Origin of the sequence: Sorlinia euscelidii (assembly GCF_036452135.1) — a bacterium.
In the GTDB taxonomy this organism is placed as follows: Bacteria; Pseudomonadota; Alphaproteobacteria; order Acetobacterales; family Acetobacteraceae; genus Sorlinia; species Sorlinia euscelidii.
In genome coordinates, this window is sequence record NZ_JAWJZZ010000001.1 from 373,647 (window position 1) to 393,032 (window position 19,386).

At 57.8% G+C, this 19,386-nt stretch carries 19 protein-coding genes; 3 read left to right on the forward strand and 16 right to left on the reverse strand.

What is annotated here, in order from left to right:
• Window positions 1-52 precede the first annotated feature (52 nt).
• Window positions 53-2,173, reverse strand: a complete 2,121-nt coding sequence (tkt, locus tag CGLAMM_RS01815) for a transketolase (protein WP_394819739.1) — start codon at window positions 2,171-2,173, stop codon at window positions 53-55.
• A gap of 512 nt (window positions 2,174-2,685) precedes the next feature.
• Between tkt and CGLAMM_RS01820 the strand changes: the two genes are divergently transcribed.
• Both CGLAMM_RS01820 and hisC read left to right on the forward strand, forming a co-directional pair.
• Window positions 2,686-3,213 (forward strand): ankyrin repeat domain-containing protein, encoded by a 528-nt coding sequence (locus CGLAMM_RS01820; RefSeq protein WP_394819588.1) that lies wholly within the window; start codon window positions 2,686-2,688, stop codon window positions 3,211-3,213.
• Between the two features lie 4 nt (window positions 3,214-3,217).
• Complete coding sequence (hisC, locus tag CGLAMM_RS01825) at window positions 3,218-4,285, forward strand: histidinol-phosphate transaminase (protein WP_394819738.1); 1,068 nt, start codon at window positions 3,218-3,220, stop codon at window positions 4,283-4,285.
• 58 nt (window positions 4,286-4,343) lie between these two features.
• On the opposite strand, the gene CGLAMM_RS01830 is transcribed toward hisC, so the two are convergent.
• The gene (locus CGLAMM_RS01830) at window positions 4,344-4,742 is read right to left on the reverse strand and encodes a hypothetical protein (protein WP_418115276.1); all 399 of its coding nucleotides are present in this window, start codon (window positions 4,740-4,742) and stop codon (window positions 4,344-4,346) included.
• 378 nt (window positions 4,743-5,120) lie between these two features.
• Between CGLAMM_RS01830 and CGLAMM_RS01835 the strand changes: the two genes are divergently transcribed.
• Window positions 5,121-5,846, forward strand: a complete 726-nt coding sequence (locus CGLAMM_RS01835) for a response regulator transcription factor (RefSeq protein WP_394819586.1) — start codon at window positions 5,121-5,123, stop codon at window positions 5,844-5,846.
• A 107-nt stretch (window positions 5,847-5,953) separates the two neighbouring features.
• On the opposite strand, the gene glmM is transcribed toward CGLAMM_RS01835, so the two are convergent.
• The 14 genes from glmM to CGLAMM_RS01905 form a co-directional block, all read right to left on the reverse strand.
• Window positions 5,954-7,333 (reverse strand): phosphoglucosamine mutase, encoded by a 1,380-nt coding sequence (gene glmM / locus CGLAMM_RS01840; RefSeq protein ID WP_394819585.1) that lies wholly within the window; start codon window positions 7,331-7,333, stop codon window positions 5,954-5,956.
• 86 nt (window positions 7,334-7,419) lie between these two features.
• The gene (gene ftsH / locus CGLAMM_RS01845) at window positions 7,420-9,342 is read right to left on the reverse strand and encodes an ATP-dependent zinc metalloprotease FtsH (protein ID WP_394819584.1); all 1,923 of its coding nucleotides are present in this window, start codon (window positions 9,340-9,342) and stop codon (window positions 7,420-7,422) included.
• A 188-nt stretch (window positions 9,343-9,530) separates the two neighbouring features.
• A complete protein-coding gene (gene tilS, locus CGLAMM_RS01850) occupies window positions 9,531-10,820 on the reverse strand; it encodes a tRNA lysidine(34) synthetase TilS (protein ID WP_394819583.1) in 1,290 nt (429 codons plus the stop codon).
• Window positions 10,811-11,515 carry a tetratricopeptide repeat protein gene (locus tag CGLAMM_RS01855; RefSeq protein ID WP_418115277.1) on the reverse strand — a complete coding sequence of 235 codons (705 nt, stop codon included), beginning with the start codon at window positions 11,513-11,515 and terminating at the stop codon, window positions 10,811-10,813. The genes tilS and CGLAMM_RS01855 overlap by 10 nt, the downstream gene beginning before the upstream one ends.
• Window positions 11,516-11,692: 177 nt before the next feature.
• Window positions 11,693-12,172, reverse strand: a complete 480-nt coding sequence (gene pal / locus CGLAMM_RS01860) for a peptidoglycan-associated lipoprotein Pal (protein ID WP_394819581.1) — start codon at window positions 12,170-12,172, stop codon at window positions 11,693-11,695.
• A 237-nt stretch (window positions 12,173-12,409) separates the two neighbouring features.
• Window positions 12,410-13,771, reverse strand: a complete 1,362-nt coding sequence (tolB, locus tag CGLAMM_RS01865) for a Tol-Pal system beta propeller repeat protein TolB (RefSeq protein WP_394819580.1) — start codon at window positions 13,769-13,771, stop codon at window positions 12,410-12,412.
• 34 nt (window positions 13,772-13,805) lie between these two features.
• Complete coding sequence (locus tag CGLAMM_RS01870) at window positions 13,806-14,801, reverse strand: energy transducer TonB (RefSeq protein ID WP_394819579.1); 996 nt, start codon at window positions 14,799-14,801, stop codon at window positions 13,806-13,808.
• A gap of 14 nt (window positions 14,802-14,815) precedes the next feature.
• On the reverse strand, window positions 14,816-15,250 hold the full coding sequence (gene tolR / locus CGLAMM_RS01875; protein WP_394819578.1) for a protein TolR: 435 nt from the start codon (window positions 15,248-15,250) through the stop codon (window positions 14,816-14,818).
• Between the two features lie 3 nt (window positions 15,251-15,253).
• On the reverse strand, window positions 15,254-15,901 hold the full coding sequence (tolQ, locus tag CGLAMM_RS01880; RefSeq protein ID WP_394819737.1) for a protein TolQ: 648 nt from the start codon (window positions 15,899-15,901) through the stop codon (window positions 15,254-15,256).
• A 159-nt stretch (window positions 15,902-16,060) separates the two neighbouring features.
• Window positions 16,061-16,480: a YbgC/FadM family acyl-CoA thioesterase gene (locus CGLAMM_RS01885; protein WP_394819577.1), complete on the reverse strand. Its 420-nt coding sequence runs from the start codon at window positions 16,478-16,480 to the stop codon at window positions 16,061-16,063.
• The gene (ruvB, locus tag CGLAMM_RS01890) at window positions 16,470-17,531 is read right to left on the reverse strand and encodes a Holliday junction branch migration DNA helicase RuvB (protein WP_394819576.1); all 1,062 of its coding nucleotides are present in this window, start codon (window positions 17,529-17,531) and stop codon (window positions 16,470-16,472) included. The genes CGLAMM_RS01885 and ruvB overlap by 11 nt, the downstream gene beginning before the upstream one ends.
• Window positions 17,528-18,130 carry a Holliday junction branch migration protein RuvA gene (gene ruvA, locus CGLAMM_RS01895; RefSeq protein ID WP_394819575.1) on the reverse strand — a complete coding sequence of 201 codons (603 nt, stop codon included), beginning with the start codon at window positions 18,128-18,130 and terminating at the stop codon, window positions 17,528-17,530. Before ruvA ends, ruvB begins: the two co-directional genes overlap by 4 nt.
• A complete protein-coding gene (gene ruvC, locus CGLAMM_RS01900; RefSeq protein WP_394819574.1) occupies window positions 18,127-18,633 on the reverse strand; it encodes a crossover junction endodeoxyribonuclease RuvC in 507 nt (168 codons plus the stop codon). The genes ruvA and ruvC overlap by 4 nt, the downstream gene beginning before the upstream one ends.
• Entirely contained in the window at window positions 18,634-19,383 is a 750-nt protein-coding gene (locus CGLAMM_RS01905; protein ID WP_394819573.1) for a YebC/PmpR family DNA-binding transcriptional regulator, read from the reverse strand.
• Window positions 19,384-19,386 lie beyond the last annotated feature (3 nt).

Here is a 19,386-nt window from a genome sequence, read left to right on the forward strand (position 1 = left end):
GTAACAAAAAATGAGGGCCTCGGCAGAAGACTGACGAGGCCCAAGCAAAGTCTTACTTCCGTTTAGACTGTTTAAGGGCAGCCTCGTAAACCTTTTCAGGCGTGAAGCCAAATTTGGTCAGCAGCGCGCTGAGCGGGGCTGAAGCGCCAAAGCTGTTCATGGCGATGATATCGCCACCCTGCCCTGTATATCGATCCCACCCGAATGCGGCCGCCTGCTCAACAGCAACACGTCCCTTAACATCAGGGGGTAATACGCTGTCTTTATAAGCCTGATCCTGCTCTTCGAACAAGTCGAATGACGGGAAGGAAACGACACGGGCCTTGACGCCCTCCGCAATCAGCTTCTCATAGACCTCAACGACCAGGCCCACTTCCGACCCGGACGCCATCAGGATCACATCCGGTTTCGACCCGCAACATGCCAGGACGTAAGCGCCCTTCGAGAGATTTTCCGCAGGTGCATATTTGCTGCGGTCAATCGTCGGCAGGTTCTGACGGCTCAGGATCAGCACGGCCGGCTTCTCCGTCAGCGGCATGATCGTGCGCCAGGCTGCATCCACCTCATTGGCGTCGGCAGGCCGGATTGTCATCAGGCCTGGCGTCGCGCGCAACTGGGCGAGCTGCTCAATCGGCTGGTGCGTCGGACCATCTTCACCAACACCAATAGAGTCATGGGTGAAGATGTAGATCACCGGCAACTCCATAATGGCGGAGAGACGGATCGGTGCCTTCATGTAGTCAGAGAAGATCAGAAAGCCTGAGCAGTAAGGACGGATGCCGGAAAGCGCGATACCATTGCAGATGGCGCCCATCGCATGTTCACGCACACCGAAATGCAGGTTGCGGCCCGCATAGCTGCCATTCCATTGTGCGGGCTGAAAGCTCCCTGCCCCATCAAATGTCAGGTTCGTTTTGGTTGACGGGGAGAGATCGGCGGAGCCACCGATCATCCAGGGCACATTTTTCGCAATGGCGTTGATGACCTTGCCGGAACTGGCGCGTGAGGCCACACCTTTGGGGTCAGCCTCCCATTTCGGAAGGTCCTTATCCCAGCCTTTCGGCAAACGATGCTCGTAAATCGCCTTAAGCTGCTCCGCCTCGTCCGGATATTTCGCTGTATATTCAGCAAATTTCTTCGTCCAGGCGGCATAGGCTTCCGCACCGCGCTTGCCAAGACCTTGTTTGAAATGATCCTGCACACCATCGGGCACATAAAAAGGTTCGGTCGATGGCCAGCCATAGGCTTTTTTGGCGCCGGCAATTTCTTCCGCACCAAGCGGCTCACCGTGAGCCGCCGCCGTACCCGCCTTTTTCGGCGCACCGTAACCGATGACCGTCTTGAGGATGATCAGGCTGGGGCGGTCCTTGACTTGACGCGCGGCCTCAAGCGCCTTGCGGATGGCATCGACGTCATTCGCGTCGCTGAGGGTCTGGACATGCCACTTATAACCTTCAAAGCGTTTGCCCACATCTTCCGTGAACGCGATTTCCGTTGAACCTTCAATGGAAATTTGGTTGCTGTCGTAGAGCCAGATCAGATTACCGAGGCCCAGATGACCGGCAGTCGACGCGGCTTCGGAGGCAACACCCTCCATCATGTCGCCATCGCCGCAGAACGTATAAACGTAATGGCTGAAAAGATCCTCAAAGCCGGGACGGCCATACGTCGCCTGGATATGTTTCTCAGCGATCGCCATACCGACGGAATTACCGCAGCCCTGTCCCAGCGGACCGGTCGTGGTTTCAACGCCTGACGTAAAGCGATATTCGGGATGGCCCGGCGTTTTGGAGCTGAGCTGACGAAACTGCTCAATATCCTTGACGGTCAGGGACGGGCGATCAACCACCTTGCCGTGTTCAATATCACGGATGCCGGTCAGGAAGATGGTGGAGTAAAGCAGGACGGAAGCATGGCCGATTGACAGGACAAAGCGGTCCCGCGCCGGCCAAAGCGGTTGCTGGGGGTCATATTTGAGTTCATGCTGCCAAAGGGCATACATTGCCGGGGCGAGTGCCATGGCCGTGCCAGGATGGCCGGAGTTGGCTTTCTGAACGGCATCCATGGAGAGGGTTCGGATGGTGTTGATCGTCAGCTGCGCGATATCACCTGAACCGGCGCCGCCAGAGCCCGCCTGCGCGTTGTACGCGACTTGGTTACTTAAAGAACGCATCAAAAACTGACCTCCAATTTCTCATCATCTCGTTGAACCGACAGACAGGACACAGCAATCGGCTCGACGCTGTAGCGCAGCGATATGGCGACTCCAACCCGACAGAAAATCACACATATTTTGCACAGAATTTTCAGATAGGGTTTTAGGACGCTTCGGCCGGAACGCAAGAGCGTGGCCTAAAAAAATCATCTCTTCACTCAGCTCATTAACAGCGGCCCCGCGTCACAGCCGCTAACCTACGGTATAAAAAGTGGATTTTGCACTTAAACCGGAGCAATCATGACGGTTTCGTCACGAGATAAACATTTCGTGATTTTGCCCCGCCAAGACGGCTCAAAGCGAAATATAGTGCATTAAACGCAGTTTTAAAGGCTGGTCCTGCGGGAAAAACCTTCGTAGTAAGGAAGATTGGTGCAAGATTTCCCATATATATCGCGATTGCGGGATCGAATGGCGCATCATCTGTGCCGCAATCGACGATGGTGAAGCATATTGAACAGGACTTCGCAATGCGCGAAAAAGACTCTGAAGGCCACTTGACGGACGAGCAGATCGCCGCGCTTTTCCTTGATGCCGCGCGTGAGGGTGACTTGAACACCATCAAACAATTTATTGAAGCCGGTATGGAGGTTGACGCGGCAGATAGTCGCGGACACACAGCGTTGATTGTTGCAACATATAAAAACCGTTACGATGCGGCGGCGCTTTTACTGCGCCACGGTGCCAAGGTGGATGCTGAAGACAGGAAAGGCGCGACCGCGTTGAGCGGGGTTGCTTTTAAAGGGCATGAGCGCGTGGCGCGCCTGCTGCTTGAGCATGGCGCGAAGATCGACCATCAAAACCATCTGGGTCGCACGCCTTTAATGTTCGCCCTGATGTTTGAGCGCCATGACATCGTCAAGCTCCTCCTTGAGCACGGCGCTGATCTTGACCTGAAAGATGTGGACGGCGTCTGCGCGCGTGACCTCGCTCACTCACGGGCTGAACTGACCCGGACGGATGAACGGCAATGCCGCTCTGGAACGGATCGGACGTAAGATGATGAACCCTTATTGGAGCCGTCTCGTCCCTCAGTTGGACCCCTATATTCCGGGAGAACAGAGTCAGGAAGCGGATCTGGTCAAGCTCAACACAAACGAGTTGCCCTTCCCGCCATCACCTGCCGCGCTCGAAGCCTTGCGCACCGCGTGTAATGCCGATTTGCGTCTCTATCCTGACCCGACAGCCGCCGCTTTGAGGAGATCAATCGCACGGCTTTACGCATGTGACATGGGCAATGTTTTTGTCGGAAACGGGTCGGATGAGGTTCTGGCTCATGCCTTTCGGGCCTTGATGCAGGACGATCGGCCCATACTCTTCGCGGATGTCACGTACGGATTTTATACCGTTTATTGCCGTTTATTCGGTCTGACCTATCAACATGTCCCGCTCTCTGACGATTTCACAATCAACGTCGATGCCTATCTCGCGCGGCCTGCTGGCGGAATTGTCATTGCCAATCCGAATGCCAATACGGGTTTAGCCCTCCCCCGCCGGGAGATTGAGCGACTTGTCCGCGCAAGGCGGGATTGCGTGGTGCTGATTGATGAAGCCTATGTCGATTTCGGCGCGGAGAGCGCCGCAAGCCTCGTCAGCGAAAACCCTAACCTCATCGTCGTTGAGACCTTATCCAAAAGTCGGGGACTTGCCGGGCTGCGTGTCGGCTTTGCCCTGGCGCACCCGAAGCTGATTGACGCTTTGACCCGCGTTAAGGACAGCTTCAACTCCTACCCTCTCTCCCGCATGGCGCAGGCCGGCGCCATTGCCGCCATTGAGGACACGATGTGGCTGGAGGAGACGGTGCAGCAGGTAACGCGCTTGCGGGAGGATCTGACTCGCGCGCTGGAAGCGCGGGGGTTCACGATCCTGCCCTCTCAGGCGAATTTTATCGCGGCGCGCCATATCAATGTCCGCGCCGACGATCTGACGCGGGATCTGAGGAAAGAAAATATTCTGGTACGCCACATGGCGACGCAACGCATATCCGATTGGGTCCGCATCACTATAGGCTCAGAAGCACAGCATCAACGCCTTCTGACAGCTCTTGATCGACTCCTTCAGTCCAGCTGAAAAGATTTTCAGCCTGGGAATGGTCAGGCTGCAAAGCGGTGAGAGGTCAGCTGCAATATCAGACAGATTGCGGAAGACGTGACGGCGTGACCTGACGCTCAACGTCCGCCTCCTCAACAGCAGCGGACGCTGTCTCCAGCGCTGTAAGGGCATAAAGCATGTCAATCCGCGCCCGTCCCTCAAGACGTCGCGCCTCTGACACAGCCCGGCGTGCCTGCGGAAGCCAGCTCATAAACTGTTCAACTTCAACGTCGTCCATGGAAAGTGCGAGGACTTCATATTCCTCTTCATAGATCGCACGCTCAACGCGCGTGCGTTCAGAGCGAAGCCTTTCCTCCTGCTCACACGCCGCCAAGGCATTTGCGCGCGCCAAGTTGCGCTCGCTCTTCCGCAAAATGCTGAGCTGCCGGAGGGAGATCTCCTCCGACGGCATGTCATACATAGAATGCATCGTCACCTAAGTCCGATTCCTCGCTGAACAATGTTCCCGCTTCGTTATCTGACGCTGCAAGTTATCCGAAAAGATTATTTTTAAAAACTTCTTTCTTAATACGGACCTTTATAACGTCCAAAACGTTAAGCTAAACTGAATGGGCTGATATTGTCGCCCTCTCAAATCTTAGCGTAACGTGCTCATTCTGCAACACTAAGTTGAAGTTTAGTAAAAGGTTCAACCTATTTTTTGTTGTTAATCAATGGTTTCCCTTGGAAATTTACGTTCTCCTTAACTATTACTTAGCAATGGGAAAAACTTTTTCACATTGAAGGCGTAATTGACTTGTCCTTATCAAACCTAGGTAGTAATAAAAATTCATCAGATGTGGAGAATGAAAACATGCGCCTCCTTCTAGTCGAAAATGATTGTGGCGAGAGTGTTTCAGCGCTGAAGACCCTTCACCAAGGCGGGTTTACCGTGGACCACGCGGGGAGCGGCTTCGACGCGATTGAAATGCTACAACACTATGATTATGACCTCGCCATCGTTGATCTCTCGATCGATGACCTTGACGGTTGCGATGTCATACGCCGTGTCCGCCGCGCACGCGTTGAAACGCCGATTATCGTGACGTCACAGGGCAGTTCCGCCCGGGATAAGATTGCGACGTTCAATGCAGGCGCGGATGATTTTATCGAACGCCCTTATGATGATGAAGAATTGATCGCACGTCTCCATGCGGTCGCAAGACGGTCGCGCGGATTCAGCACGGCTGTCATTACTCTGGGTAATCTGACAATTGACCTTAACGCCAAAAGCGCTTTTGCCTCCGGCGTTTCCATTCCGCTTACCGGTAAAGAATACGCGATCTTAGAGCTTCTTGTGCTGCGACGCGGCACGATCCTCACCAAGGATGCTTTCCTAAATCATCTTTATGGTGGACGTGATGAGCCTGAGATGAAGATCATCGACGTCTTCATCTGCAAGCTGCGGCGCAAATTGCAGGAACACGGTATTGATAATCTTATTGGCACTGTCTGGGGACGCGGCTATGTGCTGAGGGAGGAATTCCAACCTGTTTCCCGCGTCACAAACCCGCAACCATCGTCGCTTATCAACGCCTAGGACCCAGCGACATTTGCGAAGGTGAAGCGCACGGCCCCGGCAAGCGTCTCTTTGACTGAGATGCTTGCCGGGGTCAATTTATAAGCGCCCGTTTTTACGGGCCACGCTTACTTTATCGGTGTTGATAGTCTGGCGACCGACTCAACAGCCTCCGTGAGAGCATCCGCGACGTTCTCGACAAGCTGCCCGTCATCTGCCTCGACCATGATGCGGATCAGCGGCTCCGTGCCGCTGGCGCGCAATAAGATGCGCCCGCGACCCTGCAATTGCCCCTCCGCATGGCGTTGCGCGTCGATGACGCAATCTGCCTGAAGTGGATTTCCCTCGCTGAAACGTATGCTGCGCAGCGTCTGCGGAAAAGGCGTGAACATACGGCAGGCCTCACTGGCGGGCTTCTTCGTTTCAACAAGCACAGCGAGCACCTGAAGCGCGGCAACGAGGCCATCACCCGTGGTGCCGTAATCGGACAGCACCATATGCCCCGATTGCTCCCCGCCGATCTGACTACCTAAAAACCGCATGCGCTCCACGACGTAGCGGTCACCGACCGCGGTGCGATGCAATTCAAGTCCGTGATCCTGCAGAAAGCGCTCCAGCCCGAGATTAGACATCACCGTCGCGACGATATTATTGGAGCGCAAAAGCCCTGCGCTCTGCCAATGGGACGCAATCAAGGCCAGGACCTGATCCCCATCAACGATCTCCCCGCGTTCATCGATTATGATGAGGCGGTCTGCATCGCCGTCCAGCGCAATGCCAATATCCGCCCTCTCCTGTAGAACGGCTTCACGCAATCTTTGCGGCGCGGTGGAGCCACAGCGATGGTTGATGTTGGTGCCATTGGGTGAACAACCGATTTTAACGACATCCGCGCCCAGTTCCCACAATGCTGTGGGGCCGACCCGGTAAGCCGCACCATTTGCGCAATCGAGGACGATCTTCAATCCGTCCAGTCGGCATCGATTGGGAAGCGACGCTTTCGCGCTTTCAATATATCGTCCTGCAGCGTCATTGAGGCGCGAGGCACGGCCGACATCCTGGGGTGGCGCGAGATAATCTGAGAGATCCTGCGCCATGAGCGCTTCAATCTTCGCCTCATCCTCATCGGACAATTTATAGCCGTCAGGGCCGAATAATTTGATGCCATTATCCCCGAAAGGATTATGGGAGGCCGAAATCATCACGCCCAGATCCGCCCGCAGCGAACGCGTCAACATGGCGATGGCCGGGGTCGGCAACGGCCCCACCAGGGTGACGTCCATCCCGGCCGAAAGAAAGCCGGAGACAAGGGCATTCTCAAGCATGTAACCGGACAGGCGCGTATCTTTACCCAGGACGACACGGTGACGGTGATCACCCCGACGGAAAAATATTCCCGCAGCCTGGCCAAGCTTTTGCGCGATATCGATCGTCATGGGGAAACAATTGGCAAGCCCGCGAATGCCATCTGTACCGAAGAGGCGGCGCGTGGACGAAGCTTTAGACATTGACATCGCCTTGTAACATACAAATTGCCGCAGGCTTTGCGGCCGGACTGAAACTTGAAGAAAAAGGGCCGAAGCCCTCTCTCCTCCTATCCATGCTGCGGAGACGCCGCACCTGTCAGGGGACCTGCCCCCCAACCGGTACTGACGGTCGGCACGGAGGCCCGACGGTTTTCCGGCCCATCATCTGAGATATCGGCCCGCTCAATCGGTTGCCCCTTCAGGAGCTGGCTGATCTCATCACCTGTCAGGGTTTCGAATTCCAGCAGGGCTTTCGCCAAACGATGCAGGTCGTCAATATGTTCCAACAAAAGACTGTGAGCGCGACGGTAAGCGTGCTCCACAATATCGCGCACCTCCCGGTCAATTTCCTGCGCCGTCGCCTCGGACACGGATTTATTCTGCGTGACAGAATGTCCGAGAAACACTTCCTGCCCGTTATCTCCGTAAGCAATTGTGCCGAGCTTCTCGCTCATGCCCCATTCCGTCACCATACGGCGCGCCTGATCCGTTGCCATTTTGATATCGCTGGAGGCGCCCGTGCAGATATTTTCCTTCCCGAAAATAATCTCCTCCGCAGCGCGGCCACCCATGGCCAGAACCAGCTCAGCCAGGCATTTGCTTTTCGTCTTTGAATAAGCATCCCCCTCAGGCAGGCTCATAACAAGGCCGAGGGCACGCCCGCGTGGGATGATCGTCGCCTTATGCACCGGGTCACATCCGGGCGTCAGCATCGCGCAAAGGGCGTGGCCACCTTCATGATAAGCGGTAAGACGCTTGTCTTCCTCACTCATCACCATGGAACGCCTCTCCGCGCCCATCAGCACTTTGTCCTTCGCGGCCTCGATATCCCGCATACTGACGGAACGTTTGCCGAGACGCGCCGCCATCAGCGCCGCCTCATTTACGAGATTGGCGAGGTCCGCCCCGGAGAAACCGGGCGTGCCACGGGCAATCACGCGTGGGTCAACGTCATTACCGAGGGAAACCTTGCGCATATGGACGCGCAGGATGCGCTCCCGACCCGTCACATCCGGGTTGGGCACAACCACCTGACGATCAAAACGCCCCGGACGCAGTAACGCGGGGTCAAGCACGTCGGGGCGGTTGGTCGCGGCGATCAGGATCACGCCCTCATTGCTTTCGAAACCATCCATCTCCACCAGCATCTGGTTGAGTGTCTGTTCCCGCTCATCATTGCCGCCGCCCAGCCCGGCACCGCGATGACGCCCGACCGCGTCGATCTCATCAATGAAGATGATGCAGGGCGCTGATTTCTTCCCCTGCTCAAACATGTCACGCACGCGGGACGCGCCGACACCGACGAACATTTCAACGAAGTCGGAGCCGGAGATGCTGAAGAACGGCACATTGGCCTCGCCCGCAATGGCGCGCGCCAACAATGTTTTACCCGTACCTGGCGGCCCGACAAGCAATGCGCCCTTCGGGATTTTACCCCCGAGGCGCGTGAACTTCTGCGGATCTTTCAGAAAATCAACGATTTCCTCCAGTTCACTTTTCGCCTCATCAATCCCGGCAACATCATTAAACGTGACTTTCCCCTGCTTCTCACTCAGCAGCCTTGCGCGGGACCGTCCGAAGCTCATCGCCTTGCCATTCCCCATCTGCATCTGGCGCAGAAACAGGATCACGATGCCGACCATCAGGATAATGGGGAGGTAGTTGGCGATCGCCCTTAAAACCGGGCTTCCCTCAGGCTCAGGCGGCTTGGCGTTGACTTCGACATTTTTGGAAGTCAGTCGCGAGACGAGGGTCGGGTCAATCGGCGCATAGGTCTGGAAAGCGACGCCATCCTTCAATTTGCCGGTAATGTCCTGATCCCGGATGGTGACGGACCTGACCTGACCCTTTTCAACGTCATGGACGAAGTCGGAATAGGCAAGCTGCTGCGTCACAGCATGCTCATCATGCGGCTGGAATGCCACGAAGACCATGACGATCGCAACGATGACCGCTATCCAGACCAGAAGACTACGCCCTAGTTTATTCATAAGATTCTCTACCAAAATACAGCCCGGCTTGGGCGTGGTCGCACATGACGGATTGTCGAACAGATGAGAGGGAAACTCAACCGAGTGAAGATAACATAAGCATGAGCACGCATGTTACCAACCCCGCCTGAAGACGCTTTGTCGTTAAAAAACAGGTTTATCCCGTCGCAGGACCTTGAGGATCCTGTTCACAGGCGCGAATACGGGGCTTCGGGCGGCGCCTGGCACCATAAGGATGCATCCGTGACGGGTGCGCGCCGCCACGCTACAAAGCGGAGTTGAGCCACCGCCTCATCGTTACAGAATCCGAAGTGGGGGACGGCGATGAGCCGATCACCGCGCCAGATGGCGGGCAAAGCCATGAGGCAGCGTGCGGGCAGGTCCCGCGATTTGAATTGCGACGCAGCCCTGCCGAGGCGGCGGATGGCGATACCCGGCACGGGCCGTCCCTGAAGGCGCCAGCGTTGGTCCCAGATGAGATCCTCCGCCAGCGCAGCATCATCGACATTAATGAGCTGCGCGGCCGCAACAGGCTCCCGGACAAGGCACCAGCCTCGCGTCACACCCGCATGTCGACGCTGGAAGAGCCATACGCCACCCAACGTGGTGTCTTGAGGGGCTTCGCGGAGCTGCGCCAGCCGTCTCCTTGACGGCGCCCAGTCCGCACCGGAAACAGCCTGGCAAATGCGCGACAATATGTCAGCGGATGGCAGTTCCCCCAAGATACGGACAAAGCCAAAAGGATGAGGAATAAGTTGTCCGCAATATGTGGCGAGGCTCGTCTCAGCCTTCTGACGCAAAGCGGCGTGTCGGCGCGTCTCGCTCAAAGCGCGGTCAATATCCTGCTTTGACACGCTTTGCCGGATCGCGACGCGTCGAAATTGCGCGTTGAGATTTGATGGATCCTCAACCCATTTTATATTTTCTGCGTCAAGGGTTGCGCGCAATCGTTCGGGGGGCATATCGCGTAACGGGCGGATGATCCGAACGTCGGGTGTGAAACGGGCCGCCGCCATTCCGGCGAGGCCGGCCGCGCCGCTCCGTTTTTCCTTTCTTAAAAAATACGTTTCGGCCTGATCGCGGCGATGATGCGCCACGAGAAGATCCATAATGCCATGTTGACGACACCATCGCGTGAAGATGTCGTATCTCGCCGCGCGCGCGCGCGCCTGCACGCCACGCATTTTCGACAGATGGGTGAGGCGAAGGATATGAGCTTCCACCCCTTGACGGGTCAGAAGCTGCTGCGTTTCCTGAGCTTCCCGCGCGGCTTCGGGACGCAGCCCGTGATCGACGATCAGGGCGACGCTGCGCGCGCGCCAGCGATGCGCCAGAAGGCCGAGGCAGAGACTATCCGCACCGCCGGAAACCGCAACGGCAACGCGATAACGTGCCTCATCGGCAGGGAACGGCCCGTAAGGCGTCATCAACCCCGCGAATTCAGCCTCGTGAACCGGCAGAAACTCACTCAGCCGCAATGCGCCCGTCGGAAGAATGAATTATAGGCCTTGTGGATGCGCGATGACATGTCCGGAAAATCATGTTTCAATTTCCCCAAAGCCTCACACGCATCTTTGCGACGGTCCAGGGCCAGCATGGAGGCCGAGACACCGAGGAGGGATTCCTGCGCGGAAACAGCGCGGGGCGCGGCCTTGTACGCGTCAAAATAGGCCAGTGCCGACCCCTTATAATTTTTCTGCCCAGCGAGAGACTGCGCGAGCAGGAAGCGTGCATCGACTCTCGTCTTCGTATCACGCGCTGCTTTGATGGCCGCCTGCGCCTTCGCCTGGCTGACATCGAAATTGCGAGCTAAAAGTGCCGCTTTGCCCTGCTTGATGAGGTCTGCGGGGGGAGCGGCTCGGGCGCTCTCCGTCTTCTCCTGAGGTGCCGCGGCATCCTTGCTTTTGGCCGCCATGCCTGAGCCCGCACCCGCATTGAACTGCGCGTCCTCCAGTTTTTTATTGAGCGCCTCAGATTGAGTTTTGACCTGATTACTCAATTGGTCGACATCACCGCGCAATTCCCGTTGCGACGCTTCCAGAGCGGCCACGCGCTGCAATAATTGCGCGACGAGGTCTCGCGTCCCGCCTTCATCCTCCGCGCGCGCGCTGAGCGGCGAAGTGGAAAAGAGGATCACGAGTCCGAGTCCGGTGATGCAGGAAAATCGGGTCAACCATTTAGCGTTGTGATGTCGCAATTTGTCTCTCCACGCCGTATGATGCGAGGATCAATCCAGCCTGCAGGTAAAGTTTATTGTCGGCGCGATCCAGGACCGTGCCGACTACATTCGATAAATGATAAAAAGCCCGCCGGCAACCGAAGCTTTTATCCGGCTGCGGGCGACATGTTTTTACTGAACAGACGTGATTGAATTACGGTTCTGCGACCACGCTTCCTCATTATCGCCCTGCGCTGTCGGACGATCCTTACCGTAGGAAATCGTGGTGATGCGCGACGCACTCACGCCTCTGGCCACGAGGTAATCCCGCGCGGCATTGGCGCGACGCTGGCCGAGAGCAATATTATATTCCTCCGTCCCACGGTCATCGCAGTTACCGGCGAGTTGCACGGTCACTTGCGGGTAACGCCCCAGCCATTCCGCCTGCTTATCCAGCGTCGCCTGCGCATCGCTGGAAAGCTCATTGCGATTGAGCGCGAAATAGACACGGTCCCCGACATTGGCGACGAGATCGGCTTCACTGCCGGGCGTCACGCCCGTTTCCTGTGCGACGGCGCCATTGCCATCGGTGGAACCGGTATTGCTTGGCTTACCGGAACACGCGGTCAACGCAAGCGCGATACCGACACAGCTTAAGAGTTTGAAATTCATAATATGCCATCCTGAAAGGCCGGCCTGACATCAGGTCCGAACCAGATAAACGGATCGACTACTAGGATGAGGGATGAATTCAAACCCCATCGCGCAGCGTTTTTTGGACATAAAGCGTCCAATTCTTCCATAATCAAACTTCTCGGAGGCGGTCAAGTTCCCACGGAACCACCTGAGAAACCTTAATGGAGTATTGGCGGGTTCCCCAGAAAATGCGCCGCTTCCTGTCCGAAAATCTTAACCGTTATAAGGTGACCAGGCCGGGTCCGACGCACCGGTGCGCGTTGGAATCGTCCGTCCATGAAAACCGGTAATATCGATTGTGTCGATCATCGTTGAAAAACCTGCGCCGCGATGTCCGGCCCGCGTCTGGCGGCAATAAGCCAGCACGCGCCCATTCGGGCAGAATGTGGGGCTTTCAACCGTAAAGCCCTCTGTCAGGATACGTTCACCCCCACCATCCGGCCCCATCACACCAAGGGAGAAACTGCCATTGGCGATACGGCTGAAGGCAATCACATCCCCGCGCGGCGACCAGACGGGGGAGCCGTAACTCCCCTGACCGTAGGAAATTCGCCGCGCATTACCGCCGGATGCGCTCATGATATAAAGCTGGGGCGACCCGCCGCGATCCGAGTTAAAGACAATCTGCGTGCCATCGGGGCTGAAACAGGGGCTCGTATCAATCGCGCCTGAACTGGTGATCTGCCGTTTCACGCCGGAAGCGAGATCAACCACCCAGATATCAGAACCGCCCGCCCGTGTAGCAGACAGCACAACCTGATGACCATCGGGAGAGAAACGCGGCGCAAAGGAGATACCATGAAATTCGCCGAGCAATCTCTGCTGCGCCGACTTAATGTCAAAAAGATAAACGCGCGGGCGGTTATTGGCGTACGACATAAAAGCGAGGCGATCCTGTCGCGGGTCAAATCGTGGTGTCAAGGTCAGCCACCGTCCCTGAGTCAGAATATGCGCGTTCTCCCCATCCTGATCCATAATGGCCAGCCGCGTCGTCAGCTGACGCCCCGGACCCGTGCGGGAAATATAAGCAATGCGCGTGTCGAAATACCCTTTTTCACCCACCAGACGCTCGTAAATGACGTCCGCAATGATATGTGCGATGCGGCGCCAGTTCGCCCGATTGGCGGAATAACGCGTGCCCTGGATTTGCCCGCCGGTCAGGACGTCCCAAAGGCGCATCTCAACCTGCACATCGCCGCTCCCCAATACATTGCCACTGACAGCGGCGCGCGCACCCTCGCTTTTCAGCATGTCGAAGTCAGGTGCGCCGGGGGACGAGGCCAGCACCTTGAAAAGCCCCGTATTGCCCAGATCCGCGGCGATAACCTCGCTGATCTGCGCACCCAGGCCGGGTCCGAAGCTGGGAATGCCAATGGGGATCGGGGCAGAGCGGGCCTGATCGACCGTGATGGCGGCGCCCGACTGGCCTGAACCTTGCGCAAAGCCAGAACGGGGTGAGAGGGCGGAAAGGCTGATCGCGGCCACCCCCATGCCAAGCGCTGTCCGACGAGAGAGGAGGAACTGGCGCAGGCTTTCAGCCTCGTCATCACCAATGAACATATCAGTGCCACGCATATCAAGCTCCTCCGTCAATGATCCTGGCCGAAGATTACGGCCTAAAAATGAACTTCAACCGATGCACATCCCCGAGCATTTGCGGCGGCAGACGCAGCTTGGCACAAGTCGGGCTTAAAACAGCCTGACGCGCGCGCTCAGCAAAAACCTGAAAGACAGGATCTGACTCCGCCCGCCGGATTGTATCGGCAGATAATTCCGCGCGACGCGCAACGCCCTGCGCATCCACGGTGATTTCCAACGCGGCGGAAAAACTGGCGTAATTCTGCGCGGCTGTATCCTGCGTATAGCACCGTCGCACGCCCTGCCCGATGGCCCCGCGCTGCGTCGGCGTCAAGGCGCTGGTGATATCCCCTTCCGGCGCGCCAGCCCCCTTCGGGGCACCACCCTGTTTCGGATTGGCACGCGCCTTAGGCGGGTGGGTTTGCTTCTGATCAACGCGGAACGCATCAAGTGTTGAAAGCAGGGAATGGGAATCCGTCTGCATTTTCTTCGTCACATTGGGCTGCGCGATGTGCGATGGCTGGTAAATTTTGGGCGGCGCGACGTCCTTGCGGGTCAGGGCCTGAGGCGGCACCACCTGATGCGCTGCGGATGGTGGTGCAGGCGGCGTCGGGACAGTCTTGATCGGCTCCGCATCGTCATCCGGGAGCTTTTCCATCGGTTTAAGCTCCGGCAATGTCTGCGCGTCACTTGTCGCCGCGGGAGGGATGGGCGGCGGCGGTGGCGGGGCGGGCGGCGGCTCCTCATTCGGCACGTCTTTCGGCACGTCCGGCGCGGGCGGCGCATCCTCCATCACGAGCGCAGGGGCGGGCGACTTCTCTTTCGAAAGCTGATCGGACTTATGCGGGATCGACGGTGGCGCATCCACATCCAGCGTGACATCGACGGAGTCAAGTGGGGGTGGCTCCGGCGGGACGGACCCATGCATATGGATGACAATCCAGAGGATCACGCCAAGATGCAGCAACCCGGACGCCACAGCTGAACGCCGGAAACGCCGCGTATCCGCAGAGAGAGGACGGTGCAATGTCGACCCCTTCCCTATTGGCCCGCCGGCTGTTCCCGCGTGTCAAGCGCGATGCGTTTGAAACCGGCCCCCGCAATCATGGCCATGATACGGGCCACCTGGCCGTAACTCAGCCGCAGATCCCCCCTTACATGAATGCGTTGCTGCTGGTCGTCATGCACCCGCTCACGCAATTGCGCGACGAGATCCTGCTCCGCCACGGGATGGTCATCCAGATAGATCGTCCCATCCTCCTTGACGGAGACATTGACGGGTTTGACATCGACATTATGCGGCGCGGCGCTGGATTTCGGCAGATCGACGTTGATGCCGCTCGTCAGCATCGGCGCTGTCACCATGAAGATGATGAGCAGCACCAGCATGACGTCGACAAGCGGGGTGACGTTGATTTCCGCGCTGGGACGAAAGCGCCGCCCCCGCCGCGACCCTCCGGCAGATGGCATGCCCATGACTCAGCTCCGCTCTTCTGACTGACGGGACAGGATTGCGGCAAACTCAATCCCGAAGGAATTGAGACGCTCAGCAAAAAGGTCCAGAGCGCCGCTGGTCACGTTATAGGCGACATAAGCCGGAATGGCCGTCAGGAGCCCGATCGCCGTGGCGAAAAGGGCTTCGGAGATACCCGGCGCGACGACGGCGAGGTTGGTATTGTGCTGCGCGGCGATGGACCCGAATGCGTGCATGATGCCCCAAACCGTCCCGAACAAGCCGATAAAAGGCGCAACCGGGCCGATTGTCGCCAGCGCGATCAGCCGCTTGCCGAGACGATCCATTTCCCGCGTGACGGTGATGGTGATGGCGCGATCAACACGTTCCCGCACGCCGCCACGGCTCATATCCGCACCGTTGATCCGGGCGGAGCGTCGCCACTCCCCCATCGCCGCGCCGAAGACGGCCGCCATGGGGTTGGAGGGTTTTGCCCCCTCCGCTTCATAGATATCGTCGAGACTGCCGCCGGACCAAAAGCGCTCCTCAAAAGCGTCCGCTTCACGATTGACGCGCCGGACCGACATATATTTTTCAATAATGACGGCCCAGACAAAGGCGCTGCAGAAAACGAGCCCCAGAATGACAAGCTGCACGACGATGGATGCGTGCATAAAAAGGTGCAACGGGGACAGGTTGATCGCTTGCGCCCCCAGATTTGCTGTATCTACCGTACGATCCAATCCAACCTCCCTGGGGAAGCCTTTTTCCCCGTATACACCTCAGGACTCGCGCCCTGATTTTGCTTTCTTTACGATGATTTGCCGTCCGCGTCACCTGGCGAGATGCGTCGCGCGATACGCACCTAATGCCGAGACAATCTGAGGCGGAAAACGCCCGGGCCGGTTCGTGGCGCGATCAAGGCAGACAAGCTCAACTTCCAGCCGTGCGCATTCCTCGCCATTGCGCTCAATCACCTGCCTTATAATCGATCGCGAGATGGAAGTTTCCATTTCTTCAGAGCAGACAGTGATCTCATCATCAAGGAAAATCGGTTTCCTGTAATGGACGGTCAGGCTGCGCACGAGAAAGACACGTCCTTCCTCCTCCGCCAGTTGCTGGAGGGAAATCCCATTCTGGCGCAGAAGCTCCGTCCGCGCACGATCGGCGAAATGCAGATAGCGCGCGTGATAGACAATCCCTGCCGCGTCAGTGTCTTCATAATAAATACGAATGGAAAATTCATGGCGCATCAATGGATCCATCAAGCGGGAGGTCACTTTGCATCACGGCATTCTGGGGCGGCTTCAGGCCGAGATGCGCCCATCCCCGTTCACCCAGGACGCGCCCCCGCGAAGTGCGCATGATCAATCCCTCCTGAATTAAATAGGGCTCAACAACATCTTCAAGACTGTCGCGCGCCTCGGACAAGGCGGCGGCAAGTGTTTCAATACCGACCGGCCCACCATGATGAAATGTCGCAATCCGCATCAGATAACGCCGGTCCATCGCGTCCAGCCCTATAGGGTCGACCTCAAGCCGCGTGAGGGCCGCATCCGCCATTTCCCGCGTTATGGCACGGTCTCGCGGTGCCCCCACAGCCGCGAAATCCCGCACGCGGCGCAGCAGGCGTCCAGCAATGCGCGGCGTCCCGCGTGAGCGACGGGCGATTTCCGCGGCGCCGTCTTCCGTCAGATTAACACCGAGGCGCGCCGCACCGCGACTGACGATCGCACGCAGTTCCTCCGGTGAATAAAAGATCAGCCGCAACGGAATGCCGAAGCGATCCCGAAGGGGCGTGGCCAGTAATCCGGCACGCGTCGTGGCAGCGACCAGCGTAAAAGGCGGCAGGTCAATCCGCACGGACCGCGCCGCGGGCCCCTCGCCGATGATCAGATCGAGTTGGTAATCCTCCATGGCGGGATAGAGGATTTCTTCGATCGCTGGCTGCAGGCGGTGAATTTCATCAATGAAGAGCACGTCGCGCGGCTGGAGATTTGTTAGAATAGCAGCGAGATCCCCGATCCGTTGAATGACCGGCCCGGATGTCGCCCTGAAACCGACCCCCAACTCCCGTGCGACGATCTGGGCAAGGGTGGTTTTACCCAACCCCGGCGGGCCGTGGAGAAGCACATGATCCAGCGCATCACCCCGCGCTTTTGCCGCCTGGATAAAGACGGAAAGATTTTCACGACTGGCGCGCTGGCCGGTAAAGTCGTCAAGCGTTTGCGGCCGGAGCGTGCTCTCGGAAAAATCATCCTCTTTTCGTTCAGGGTCGAGGATCCGGTCCTCCGGGGCGCTCATCGTCCGAGTTCTTTCAACGTCAGCCCCAGGATTTTCTCCAGATTCGCCCCTTCATGGGTTTTGATGATGCGGGTCAGGACATCCCAGACTTCCACGCGACGGAAACCGAGGCTTTCCAAAGCCGTCATGGCGTCACCCTCAAGAGAGGAGGATACGCCTGACGCTGCCGGGTTTGCGACCGACGCGGAATCTGGCAGATTTGCCGTTTTTGCCGAGAGCTCGGAAATAATGCGGCTTGCCAGTCGCGGCCCGACCCCGGTTGCGCGGGCGAGCTGAGCTTTATCGCCACTGGCGATGATCAGCGGCAGGGCCTCTGGCGGGCAGACGGAAAGGATCGCGAGCGCGACCTTCGACCCCACACCCTGCACGGTCGTCAAGGTGCGGAACCAGGCGCGCTCCCCTTGCGAAGCAAAGCCGAAAAGCTGGATCGCATCCTCGCGCACATGCGTCTCAATCAGCAGCGTCGCCTTCTCGGATGACGGCGGTAACTGCGACAAGGTCGGGCTGGATGCGGAGACGAGATATCCGACGCCATGAACATCGATCAGGCAGTGATCAAGCTCCGTTGCGACGACATGTCCGACGAGGCGTCCGATCATGCCATGCGCCTTCCTCGGGCGTAGGCGGCGTGGCTTGCGCGATGATGGGCGTGGCAGATGGCCACGGCCAGCGCATCCGACGCATCTGCTTTTTTAATGATGGCACCGGGCAGGAGACGCGTGATCATGAGGGTCACCTGTTCCTTCGTGGCGGCACCCGTGCCCACGACAGATTTTTTGACTTGCTTGGCACCGTATTCCGCCACAAATAAACCCTCATAGGCCGGCACTAAAAGTGCAACGCCGCGCGCATAGCCAAGTTTGAGGGTGGAAGCGCCATTGCGATTAACGTACGTCTCCTCCACCGCGGCTTCCTGAGGATTATACTCCCTGATAAGAGCCGTCAAAGCGCCATGGAGCTCACACAGGCGATGCGGAACGGATTCATCGCCGTCACTGCCAATCACGCCGGAAGCCACGTGGCGCATGTGGTTGCCCTCAACATCGATAATGCCCCAGCCCGTAAAGCGTAGTCCGGGGTCAATGCCGATCAGTCGCGTCATTCAGGCAGCCAGGGCCCGTGCAACATCGTCCGGGAGGTCAAAATTGGCATAAACCGCCTGCACATCGTCGTTATCTTCCAACACGTCGATCAATTTCAGGACGGAACGCGCCGTTTCCTCATTCAGCACCACGCTGTTTTCCGGCCGCCAATCCAGTTTCGCAGATTGCGGCTCCCCGAAACGCGTTTCAAGCGCGTCGCGCACGGCGAAGAAATTCTCCATCGCGCAGATGATTTCATGCCCGTCTTCCGTCAGCAGGACATTGTCGGCACCCGCTTCAATCGCGGCATCCAGCATCTCCTCCTCACTTGCGATGTCAGTGGGGAAGCTGATGACTCCGACATGCGCAAACATGAAGGAGACGGAATTACTCTCCCCGAGGGAACCACCATGTTTTGAGAAAGCGGCGCGCACTTCACTCGCTGTGCGGTTACGATTATCCGTCAGACCTTCCACAATGATGGCGACGCCTGCCGGGCCGTAACCCTCATAACGCACTTCGGTATAATCATCCCCTGCCCCGGCCCCGGAAGCTTTTTTGATGGCCCGCTCAATATTATCCTTCGGCATATTGATTTCACGCCCGGCCGTCATGGCCGCACGCAGACGCGGGTTGGCCGTGGGGTCCGGCGAGCCGGAGCGCACCGCGACGGTGATTTCGCGCAGGACTTTCGCGAATTGCTTGGCGCGTTTCGCATCCTGCGCACCTTTGCGGTGCATGATGTTCTTAAATTGTGAATGGCCGGCCATTCT